This is a genomic window from Propioniciclava sp. (assembly GCF_029977985.1).
In the GTDB taxonomy this organism is placed as follows: domain Bacteria; phylum Actinomycetota; class Actinomycetes; order Propionibacteriales; family Propionibacteriaceae; genus Propioniciclava.
This window is the reverse complement of the sequence record NZ_JARKOT010000194.1, coordinates 1-9,692: the sequence shown is the minus strand read 5'-3', so window position 1 is coordinate 9,692 and position 9,692 is coordinate 1. Positions and strand designations below refer to the sequence as shown.

The window sequence follows — 9,692 nt, the reverse complement described above, 5'->3', positions numbered from 1 at the left end:
CCTTTCGGCTGGTGGGCGGTACCAGACTTGAACTGATGACCTCTTCCGTGTCAGGGAAGCGCGCTACCAACTGCGCCAACCGCCCGAGGTGGAGACGGGATTTGAACCCGTGTACACGGATTTGCAGTCCGTTGCCTCGCCTCTCGGCCACTCCACCGGTGAAGAACCGGCCTCGCCATGGCAGGTACGAGACCCTCTCCGAGCGGACGACGGGATTCGAACCCGCGACCCTCACCTTGGCAAGGTGATGCTCTACCAGCTGAGCCACGTCCGCATTGCCCCTGCGTTTTGGGGCGTGGAACACCTTAGCGAGGACGAGGCCCAAACGCCAAAACGGCGCCGAGCCCGGCCGCCGGCACCGCGCGGCCGGCTCGGCGGACCCCCACGCCCCTTCCCAACGCGCGGCGGTCGGATTGTGCGAAGCCGCTGGGGATCCGATAGTGTGGGCAGCCGCGGGCGATTGGCGCAGTTGGTAGCGCGCTTCGTTCACACCGAAGAGGTCATCAGTTCAAGTCTGGTATCGCCCACCACCGCCCTCGGCGTCCTTCGCCGGGGGCGCTTTGCTTCCCGCGACACGCCAAGTCCCCCACGCAGGGGCAGATTGATGCGGAAGTTGCCGCACCGTTGCCCCTAGTCACTGAGTCGCGGCTCACATTGTGGACGTCGTTTCCACGATGTGGACCAGACTGCTTGGCACCGGCTCAACTTTTCAGTCAGGATGACTATGTCAACGGCAAGGGCGCCGACCGTCACAGGACAACGGAAGGGGCACGCCATGACAGCACCCTCACTGGTTCTCGTGGCGCCTGCGAGCCAGGAGCCACGGGTGGCCGAAGTCGCCGCTGCGCTGCGGAGCGAACTCGCGCAGATACGGCCGGAGATCCCCTGCGAGATCGCGTTCCTCGGTGGAGCCGTCCCCACGGTCGCGACCGCCGTCGAGCGCGCCGCCGCCCGCGGTGCTGATGAGGTCGTCCTCGTCCCGCTCGACCTGGCCAACGCGATCGAGCCCATCGACGCCGTGACCGCGGTCGCGGACGAGGTCCGCATGACACAGCGCTCCGTCGCCCTGGCCGTCGCCCGCCCCATCGGCCCGGAGGCGACCCTGCTCTCTGTGCTCGACGCCCGGCTGCGCAGCGCGCTGGCCGCTGCCCGCATCCTCGAGCTCGACGGCCTGGTGCTCAGCGCGCCGACCACCGGCGACGTCCGCGGTGCCGCGTTGCTGGCCCGCCGCGCGCGTCAGTGGTCCACACACCACCGGCTGCCCTGTCTGGTCGCCGTCGCCGACGGCACCGGGCCGTCCGTTGCGCACGCCATCCAGGGCCTTCGATCGCAGGGTCGCCGGCACATCGCCGTCGGCGCTCTCTTCTGGGCGCCCGACGAGGCCTACGCTTCGCAGGCCGACCTCGCGCACCGCGCAGGCTGCGTCGCCGTCTCCGAGCCCCTCGGCGCCACCCGCGAACTCACCGAGCTCATCCTCGGCCGCTACGCGTTCGCCGCCATGGACCTCTTGGACGCCCCCATCCACCAGGGCGTCACGCTGGAGAGTGGCGACCTGGCGGCGTCGGCCTGAGCATCAGCCCTCTGCGGCCAGGCGGGCCTTCTGCTCGTCCACGTCGAAGTCGGCCACCGGCCAGGTGAGGTTCAGGCCGGCCAGCTTCTCGCGCAACAGTGCGGCCGCCGCCCAGTTGCGGTACCACTTCCGGTCAGCCGGCAGCACGTACCAGGGCGCATAGTCGGTGTTGGTCCTCTCGAGCACCGCCGTGTACGCCTCCATGTAGGCGTCCCACTTGGCGCGCGCGTCGATGTCGCCCGGGGTGAACTTCCAGTGCTTGTGGGGGTCGTCGAGGCGTGCCTGCAACCGGGCTGCCTGCTCCTCCTTGCTCATGTGCAGATAGCACTTGATCAGCGTGTAGCCCTGCTCGACGAGCTTCAGCTCGAAGGCGTTGATCTCGTCGTAGCGCTTCTCCCACTCGGCCTTGGGCACGAGCGACTCCACCCGCACGACGAGCACGTCCTCGTACTGCGAGCGGTCGAAGATGCCGATCATTCCGGGCTCGGGCAGCGCCTTCTCGATGCGCCACAGGTAGTGGTGGCGGCGCTCCTCGGCCGTCGGCGCCTTGAATGCCTTGATGTGGACGCCTTGGGGGTCGACGAGGCCGATCGCGTGCCGCATGATGCCGCCCTTGCCGGAAGTGTCCATCCCCTGGAGGATCATCAGCACGCGCTTGGCGCCCTCGGGGTTGGCCCGGCCGTCGGCGAAGAGCAGTTCCTGCAGGTCGGCGAGTTGGGGCGCCAGCGCCTCGCGGTGGGCGTCGGCGTCCGCCTTGCCTTCCCCGGGGTAGCCGGGCGTCGCACGGGTGTCCAGGGCGGCGAGGTTCACCGCACCTGCGGGGGCGCGCAGCAGCGTGGAGAGCGGGTCGGGCAGCACGTCAGCGGTCATGGGCCGAGTCTGGCCCACCCGAGCCCTCAAGCCAAGGGCGGCCTCAGCCGAGCTGCAGGGTCGTGAGGCAGGTGGGGCTGTCGTCGTCGGTGCGGATGTCCACCGTGCCGGTGTCGCTGCCCGCCGTCACCGTGACCGTCGCCCCGATGCCGCGGGGCAGCCAGAAGCCGACGAAGCCGTTGGTGTACGTCGTGGCATCGGTGTCGACCAGGACCGTGCCGTCGTCGCCGGAGATCGTGACGTGCACCTGCTCGCCCACGAGCTCGCCCTGACAGGTGGCCAGCGAGTGGTTGAAGCACTCGTGGGTCCGCGTCCGGTACGGGGCGACGGACAGGTAGAACCGGTCCTCGGACACGGCCATGGTGACGGGTTCGGCGTCGGCGGCCTGGAGCACGAGCTCCGTGCCGGTCACCGAGGCCCGGAACGGCAGCGGCCGCGCGTCGGTCGAGGCGTCGAGGTGCTCGATCGCCTCGGTCGCGGACAGGCCCGCCACCCCCGCGTCCGCGAGGACGTCGCCGGTTGTGGCGGTGGTGCTGTCGGGAGCCGCGGCGTCCGGGGTGGTCGGGGCAGGGGCCGCGGTGCAGCTGGCCAGCAGCACGGCGGACGCGGCGAGGACAAGGGAGATTCGACGGAGGTCCATGGCCCCACCATACCCCAGCTGGGTATCACGAAAGCCGGGCCGACTAGCATGGCTCCACATCGCAGAAGGAGAGGACGCTCATGGGCGAGGAGCCGCGCGTCATGAAGACCCCGCAGCAGTGGCGCGAGGTGCTCACGCCGTTCGAGTTCGCCGTGCTGCGCGAAGGGGCCACCGAGCGCCCGTACACGGGGGAATACGACCGTACCTTCGAGCCCGGCACCTATGCGTGCCGCGCCTGCGGAACCGAACTGTTCACCAGCGAGACGAAGTTCGCCTCCCACTGCGGGTGGCCGAGCTTCTTCGCCCCGGCCGCCGAAGACCGCGTCCGGTACCTCACCGACGAGTCGCTGCCCGGGCGTCCGCGCGTCGAGGTGCGCTGCGCAGCGTGCGACAGCCACCTCGGGCACGTCTTCGAGGGCGAGGGGTACGAGACCCCCACCGACCTGCGGTACTGCATCAACTCGGTGTGTCTGGTCCATCAGCCGGGGAGTTGACACCTAGCCTGAACGTCGTGGGCATGGGCAGACCGGAATCCGGGCTCTTCGACGAGGCCGTGAACGCGCTCCTCAGCCTGCCGTGGCGCCCCGAGCTGGCGGTGGAGGAGATCCCTGCCCCCCAGCGCATCGCCCCCTACGCGGTGGCCATCGCCGCCGACGTCGAGGTGGGCGACGACGAGCTCGGCAACGGGCGGCTCGTGCTGCTGCACGACCCCGACGGCAACCCGGCATGGGACGGCACGTTCCGCTGCGTCACGTTCGCCCGCTCGGTCGTCGACCCCGAGATGGCCATCGATCCCCTGCTCGGCGAGGTGGGCTGGTCGTGGCTCACCGACGCCCTCCAGGCGCGGGATGCCGCCTACACGGCCCCCAGCGGCACCGTGACGGCCGTCTCGTCGAAGTCTTTCGGCTCGATGGAGGGCGACCCCGACAAGGCCGAGGTCGAGATCCGCGCCTCCTGGACGCCGCTGCTCGCCACCGGTGCCGGGATCGTCCCCCACGTGCTCGCCTGGCAGGACCTGCTGTGCATGGTCGCCGGGCTGCCACTGTTGCCCGACGGCGTCGTCGCGCTCGATCCGCACCGTCCTGGCCGCCGCCGCCGCCGATGACGCTTGCCGCTGAACCCCCCGTCCCGGTCACCCGGCCCGCGGACGGCATCCCCGAGGTCGTCAGGACGCCCGCCGCGCTCACCGCCGCCATCGACGCTCTCGCAGCCGGCTCGGGGCCGCTCGGTGTCGACACTGAGCGCGCCCACGGGTTCCGCTACTGGCCGAAGGCCTATCTGATCCAGCTCCGCCGCGCGGGGGCAGGGACCGTGCTGATCGACCCGGTCGCGTTCGAGGGGGATGCCGACCGCGCCGACTTCTCCGCGGCAGCCGCCCGTCTGGGCGACGTCGAGTGGATCCTGCACGCCGCCAGCCAGGACCTGCCGTGCCTCGCCGAGGTGCAACTCCTCCCCCATCGCCTCTTCGACACCGAACTGGCCGGTCGGCTGCTGGGCTTGCCACGGGTGTCCCTCGGGGCGCTGGTCGAGCAGGGACTCGGCAAGTCACTCGCCAAGGAGCATTCCGCGGCCGATTGGTCCCGCCGCCCGCTGCCGGAAGCCTGGCTCTCCTACGCCGCCCTCGACGTGGAGCTGCTCGCCGACCTCCGCGACTGGATCGCAGGCGAGGTGGACGCCGCCGGCAAGACCGAGTGGGCCAAACAGGAGTTCGCACACCTGGTCGAGCACGCCGCCGATCAGCCCGTGCCCCGCGCCGAGCCTTGGCGGCGCGTCTCGGGCCTGCACGGCGTCCGGACGTCGCGGGGACTGGCCGTCGTGCGCGAGGTGTGGCGGACCCGCGACGAGATCGCCCAGCGACTCGACAAGGCGCCGGGGCGGATCTTGAACGACCGGGCCATCGCAGGGCTGGGCGCCGCGGTGGACGCCGCGAAGACCGCCGACATCGATCGGCCCGCTCTCCGCCGCATCGACGGCTTCAACTGGCGGCAGGCCGCCCGGTTCGAGTCGAGTTGGATCGCCGCCCTGCAGCGCGTCTCGGCCATGTCGGCGAGCGACTACCCCGCGCGACGGGCGGCGTCCGAGGACATCCCGCACCCGAAGGGCTGGGCGCGGAACCGTCCGGAGGCCGCCGCGCGGTGGGAACGCGTGCGGCCGGCCGTGAACGCGCTGGCCGAGGAGCACACCGTGCCGCCGGAAAACCTGCTGAGCCCCGATGCCCTGCGCCGACTGGCCTGGCAGCCGCCCGAACCACTGACAGAGGAGTCGGTCGACGCGGCGCTCGCGGCGGCCGATGTCAGACCGTGGCAGCGGGAACTGGTGGTGCCCGTGGTCACTCCGCTGCTGTCGGACTGACCCCCTCGACCTCGCCGCGCACAGTCCCGTCGCAGCTCACCGCCAGTTCGACCGCCGTGCGGGCCAGCGCTTGGGCCGTGAGCCCGATCCGCTCCAGGACCTCGGCGCGCGTGCCCTGGGCGTGGAAGGCCTGCGGGACGCCGAGGTTGCGCACCGGCGTCCAGACGCCCGCATCCGCGACCTCCTGGGCGAGGCGCGCCCCGAGACCACCGCTGACGCCGGCGTCCTCGAGGGTGAGGACCAAGCGGTGGTCGCGGCACAGGTCAACGAGGTCGCGGCTGACCGGCAACGCCCAGACGGGGTCGACGACGGTGGCGGGGATGCCCTGGGCGCCCATGCGGCGGCCCACCTCGACGCCCAGTGCGGCGAAGGCGCCGTGAGCGACGACGAGAACCTGCGGGTCGGCCGTCCGGGTGAGGATGTCGACAGCACCACGGCGCTCGACGGCCTCCAGGACGGGCGGGAGGGCCTCTTTGGAGTACCGGATGACGCTGGGGGCGTCCTCGATCGCCACGGCAGCACGGAGCGCTTCGACGAGCCGCGGCTCGTCACGCGGGGCCGCCAGGTGGACACCGGGCACGATCGTGAGGAGCGAGGTGTCCCACACACCGTGGTGGCTGGCCCCGTCGGGTCCGGTGATGCCGGCGCGGTCGAGGACGAAGGTGACGCCCTGGCGATGGAGGGCGACATCCATGAGCAGCTGATCGAACGCCCGGTTGAGGAACGTCGAGTAGAGGGCGACCACGGGGTGCAGGCCGCCCAACGAGAGGCCGGCGGCGGAGGTGACGGCGTGCTGCTCGGCGATGCCCACGTCGAAGACGCGGTCGGGGTAGGCGCGGGCGAAGGCGTCCAATCCGGTGGGGTGCAGCATGGCGGCGGTGATGCCGACGACGGAGGGGTTGTCGCGGGCGATGGCGACGATCTCGTCGCGGAACGCGTCGGTCCAGGTGCGCTTGGGGTTGGCGGTGAGGGGCTCGCCGGTCTCCTCGTCGATGGTCCCGACGGCGTGGAAGCGGTCGGCCTCGTCCTCCTCAGCGGCGCGGAAGCCCTTGCCCTTGATGGTCATGGCGTGGATGATCACGGGCCCGCCGTAGTTGCGGGCCGACTCGAAGGCGCGTTCGAGCATCCAGATGTCGTGGCCGTCGATGGGACCCACGTACTTCAGTCCGAGATCGGAGAAGAGTCCCTGGGGAGCGAGGATGTCCTTCACGCCGGTCTTGAAGCCGTGCATGAGGTCGTAGAGGGGGCCGCCCACGACAGGTGCCGAGCGGACGCGCTGTTTGATGACCTTGAGCGTCTCCTCGTAGCGGCGGTCGGTGCGCAGGCTGGACAGGTGGGTGGCGATGCCGCCGACGGTGGGGGTGTAGCTGCGGCCGTTGTCGTTGACCACGATCACGAGCTTGAGGCCCGCCTGCACGGCGATGTTATTCATGGCCTCCCACGCCATGCCCCCGGTGAGGGCGCCGTCGCCGATGACGGCCACCACCGTCCGATCCTCGCCGCGCAACTGGAAGGCATGGGCGAGCCCTTCGGCCCACGAGAGCGAGGTGGTGGCGTGGCTGTTCTCGACCCAGTCGTGGCCCGACTCGGCCCGGCACGGGTAGCCCGAGAGTCCGTCGGCCTGGCGCAGCGTCGGGAAGGCGCCCTGGCGCCCCGTGAGGATCTTGTGCACGTAGCTGATGTGCCCCGTGTCGAAGATGATCGGGTCGTGCGGGGAGTCGAACACGCGGTGCAGCGCGATGGTCAACTCGACCACGCCGAGGTTCGGGCCGAGGTGGCCGCCGGTACGGCTGACGTTGCGGATCAGGAACGACCGGACCTCCCCCGCGAGTGTGGCCAGCTCCGCCCCGCTCAGTTCGCGGAGATCGCGCGGGCCACGGATCGCGTCCAGTAGCGACATGGGGCGAGTGTAGTTCACAGCCTCCGGATGAAGACCTTGCCGCGCAGCGCTTCCTCCACGAGGGCGATCTCGCGCCGGCGCCGCTTCAGGGACGCTTCCTGCTCCTGCCAGGCGAGCGACGCGGCGTCCACCACCTCGGGCGAGACGTACTCCCCCAGGCTCGCGCGGACCCCGGCGAGGCCCTCACGGCAGCTCACGAGCTGGCTCTCGACGTGTTCGGCCGCGAAGCGGGCCAGGACGACCGCGTGGCGGCGTAGGACCGGGTAGCCGCGGTACTCCGGCGGCGAGCAGTCGAGCAGCCACGCCGTGGCGGTCGCCTCCCAGTCAGGCGCGTGGGGAGGGCGGACGGCCGCCGGCCACCCGGGCGGGGTGTACAGCGCCGTCTGCTGAGGGAACCGGACGCGACCCACCGGCCTGTCCTCTCCGACGTGCCTGGTGAACCCGTGTGGACGCGCCGGCGTCCAGGTGGCTGCGCTCATTCGACCCTCCTCTTTGCGAACATGTGTTCGATAGTAGGTGGCGCCGAGCTGGCGGTCAAGAGGCTCAGGCGAGGACCTGCACCAGGAGCACGGCCAGCGCAACCGACGCGGCGGCGGCGATGGCCCACGGGCGCCACCGCGGCCGGTCAGGTCCCGACCACGTGGCCGCACCGGCGAGGGCCGGGACGAGGACGCCGAACACGGCCAGCAGCCAGATCGGCGCCGTGCTGGCCAGGGCGAGAAGGAGAACGAGCGCCACGAGGGCCAGCCACCACTCCCAGCCGAGGCGGAACACGAAGGCTGTCAGTGCGGTGCCGGCCAGGACGCCGAGGAGGACGCCCGCATAGATCCAGCCGAGCCCGCAGGACAGGTCGTCCCCCCTGCCGCAGACGGAGTCGGCGAACGGCGTCCAGACCGCCGCGACGAGCCCGGCCACGACGAGCCCGAGGACGACCGCGAGGTAGGAGAACGCGAGCCGGGAGCCCCCGATCGGGGACTCCCGGACGCGCAGCGCGATCTGATCACTCACGAGGCCTTCAGCAGGCTCCGGAGCACGTACTGCATGATGCCGCCGTGGCGGTAGTAGTCGGCCTCGCCGGGGGTGTCGATGCGGACGACCGCCTCGAACGCCACCTCGGACCCGTCGGCCTTGGTCGCCACGACCCGGACGGTCTTCGGCGTCGTGCCCGCGTTGAGCTCCGTGACGCCGCTGATCGCGAACGTCTCGCTCCCGTCGAGACCGAGGCTCTCGGCCGTCTCACCCTCGGCGTACTGGAGGGGAAGGACCCCCATGCCGATGAGGTTCGAGCGGTGGATACGCTCGTAGCTCTCCGCTATCACGGCCGTGACGCCCAACAGGGCCGTGCCCTTGGCCGCCCAGTCGCGCGAGCTGCCCGAGCCGTACTCCTTGCCCGCCAGCACGACGAGCGGGACGCCGGCCGCCTGGTAGTTCTGCGACGCGTCGTACACGAACGTCACCGGCCCGTCCGGCTCGGTGAAGTCGCGCGTGTAGCCGCCCTCGGTGCCCGGCGCGATCTGGTTGCGCAGCCGGATGTTGGCGAAGGTGCCGCGGATCATGACCTCGTGGTTGCCGCGGCGTGAGCCGTAGCTGTTGAAGTCCTTGCGCTCGACGCCGTTGGCCAGCAGGTACTGGCCGGCCGGGGTGTCCGCCTTGATGCTGCCGGCCGGGCTGATGTGGTCGGTGGTGACCGAGTCGCCCAGCTTGAGCAGGACGCGGGCGCCCGCGATGTCCGCGACGGGTTCCGGCGTCTCGGGCATCCCGTCGAAGTACGGGGGCTTGCGCACGTAGGTGGACTCGGCGTCCCAGGCGAACACGTCGCCGTCCGGGGTGGGCAGCGAGCGCCACTTGTCGTCGCCGGCGAACACGTCGGCGTAGCGCGCCGTGAACATCTCCGCGGAGATGGACGAGCCGACGACGGCCTCGATCTCATCGGTGGTCGGCCAGATGTCGGTCATGAAGACGTCGTTGCCCTCGGCGTCCTGGCCGATCGGCTCGCTGGCGAGGTCGATGTCCATCGTGCCGGCGAGCGCGTAGACGATGACCAGCGGCGGCGAGGCCAGGTAGTTCATCTTCACGTCGGGGCTGATGCGGCCCTCGAAGTTGCGGTTCCCCGACAGGACGGCCGTGACGGCGAGGTCGTGGTCGTTGACGGCCTTGCTCACCTCGGGGATCAGCGGGCCGGTGTTGCCGATGCACGTCGTGCAGCCATAACCGACGGTGTTGAAGCCGAGCTCGTCCAGGTACTGCTGCAGGCCGGACTTGGCGTAGTAGTCGCTGACCACCTTCGACCCGGGCGCCACCGTCGTCTTCACCCACGGCTTCGGGCGCAGGCCCTTCTCGGCCGCCTTCTTGGCCACCAG

The 9,692-nt window shown here is 70.9% G+C and carries 10 protein-coding genes and 4 tRNA genes; 5 read left to right on the top strand and 9 right to left on the bottom strand.

All coding sequences use genetic code 11. From position 1 onward, the window contains the following. Positions 1-9: 9 nt before the first annotated feature. The 3 genes from Q1K57_RS11490 to Q1K57_RS11480 form a co-directional block, all read right to left on the bottom strand. Positions 10-85: transfer RNA gene (locus Q1K57_RS11490), tRNA-Val, on the bottom strand. A 1-nt stretch (position 86) separates the two neighbouring features. Then, positions 87-157, bottom strand: a tRNA-Cys gene (locus tag Q1K57_RS11485). A gap of 44 nt (positions 158-201) precedes the next feature. Beyond that, a tRNA-Gly gene (locus Q1K57_RS11480) sits at positions 202-274 on the bottom strand. Positions 275-454: 180 nt separating this feature from the next. On the opposite strand from Q1K57_RS11480, the gene Q1K57_RS11475 reads away from it, so the two are divergent. Both Q1K57_RS11475 and Q1K57_RS11470 read left to right on the top strand, forming a co-directional pair. Next, positions 455-530, top strand: a tRNA-Val gene (locus Q1K57_RS11475). Positions 531-775: 245 nt separating this feature from the next. Then, on the top strand, positions 776-1,570 hold the full coding sequence (locus Q1K57_RS11470; protein WP_300082654.1) for a CbiX/SirB N-terminal domain-containing protein: 795 nt from the start codon (positions 776-778) through the stop codon (positions 1,568-1,570). Between the two features lie 3 nt (positions 1,571-1,573). Here the strand turns inward: Q1K57_RS11470 and Q1K57_RS11465 are convergent, their stop codons facing one another. After that, positions 1,574-2,440: a PPK2 family polyphosphate kinase gene (locus tag Q1K57_RS11465; RefSeq protein ID WP_300082651.1), complete on the bottom strand. Its 867-nt coding sequence runs from the start codon at positions 2,438-2,440 to the stop codon at positions 1,574-1,576. A 43-nt stretch (positions 2,441-2,483) separates the two neighbouring features. Further along, positions 2,484-3,080 carry a CueP family metal-binding protein gene (locus tag Q1K57_RS11460; protein ID WP_300082648.1) on the bottom strand — a complete coding sequence of 199 codons (597 nt, stop codon included), beginning with the start codon at positions 3,078-3,080 and terminating at the stop codon, positions 2,484-2,486. A gap of 80 nt (positions 3,081-3,160) precedes the next feature. Here Q1K57_RS11460 and msrB point away from each other — a divergent pair, with 80 nt between their 5' ends. Genes msrB through Q1K57_RS11445 form a run of 3 tightly spaced genes read left to right on the top strand, consistent with a single transcriptional unit; the run spans position 3,161 to position 5,432 of the window. Continuing rightward, the gene (gene msrB / locus Q1K57_RS11455) at positions 3,161-3,574 is read left to right on the top strand and encodes a peptide-methionine (R)-S-oxide reductase MsrB (protein ID WP_300082645.1); all 414 of its coding nucleotides are present in this window, start codon (positions 3,161-3,163) and stop codon (positions 3,572-3,574) included. 23 nt (positions 3,575-3,597) lie between these two features. Beyond that, positions 3,598-4,185: a DUF3000 domain-containing protein gene (locus Q1K57_RS11450; protein ID WP_300082642.1), complete on the top strand. Its 588-nt coding sequence runs from the start codon at positions 3,598-3,600 to the stop codon at positions 4,183-4,185. Next, positions 4,182-5,432 (top strand): ribonuclease D, encoded by a 1,251-nt coding sequence (locus tag Q1K57_RS11445; RefSeq protein WP_300082639.1) that lies wholly within the window; start codon positions 4,182-4,184, stop codon positions 5,430-5,432. The genes Q1K57_RS11450 and Q1K57_RS11445 overlap by 4 nt, the downstream gene beginning before the upstream one ends. Here the strand turns inward: Q1K57_RS11445 and dxs are convergent. From dxs to acnA, 4 genes are all read right to left on the bottom strand, one after another. After that, positions 5,410-7,332 carry a 1-deoxy-D-xylulose-5-phosphate synthase gene (gene dxs, locus Q1K57_RS11440; RefSeq protein WP_300082636.1) on the bottom strand — a complete coding sequence of 641 codons (1,923 nt, stop codon included), beginning with the start codon at positions 7,330-7,332 and terminating at the stop codon, positions 5,410-5,412. The two genes, Q1K57_RS11445 and dxs, sit on opposite strands and share 23 nt — an antisense overlap. A gap of 14 nt (positions 7,333-7,346) precedes the next feature. Next, complete coding sequence (locus tag Q1K57_RS11435; protein ID WP_300082633.1) at positions 7,347-7,811, bottom strand: hypothetical protein; 465 nt, start codon at positions 7,809-7,811, stop codon at positions 7,347-7,349. A 64-nt stretch (positions 7,812-7,875) separates the two neighbouring features. Beyond that, a complete protein-coding gene (locus Q1K57_RS11430) occupies positions 7,876-8,340 on the bottom strand; it encodes a hypothetical protein (protein WP_300082630.1) in 465 nt (154 codons plus the stop codon). Next, positions 8,337-9,692: aconitate hydratase AcnA (gene acnA, locus Q1K57_RS11425; protein WP_300082627.1), on the bottom strand; the 1,356-nt coding region annotated here is incomplete at its 5' end. The genes acnA and Q1K57_RS11430, both read right to left, overlap by 4 nt.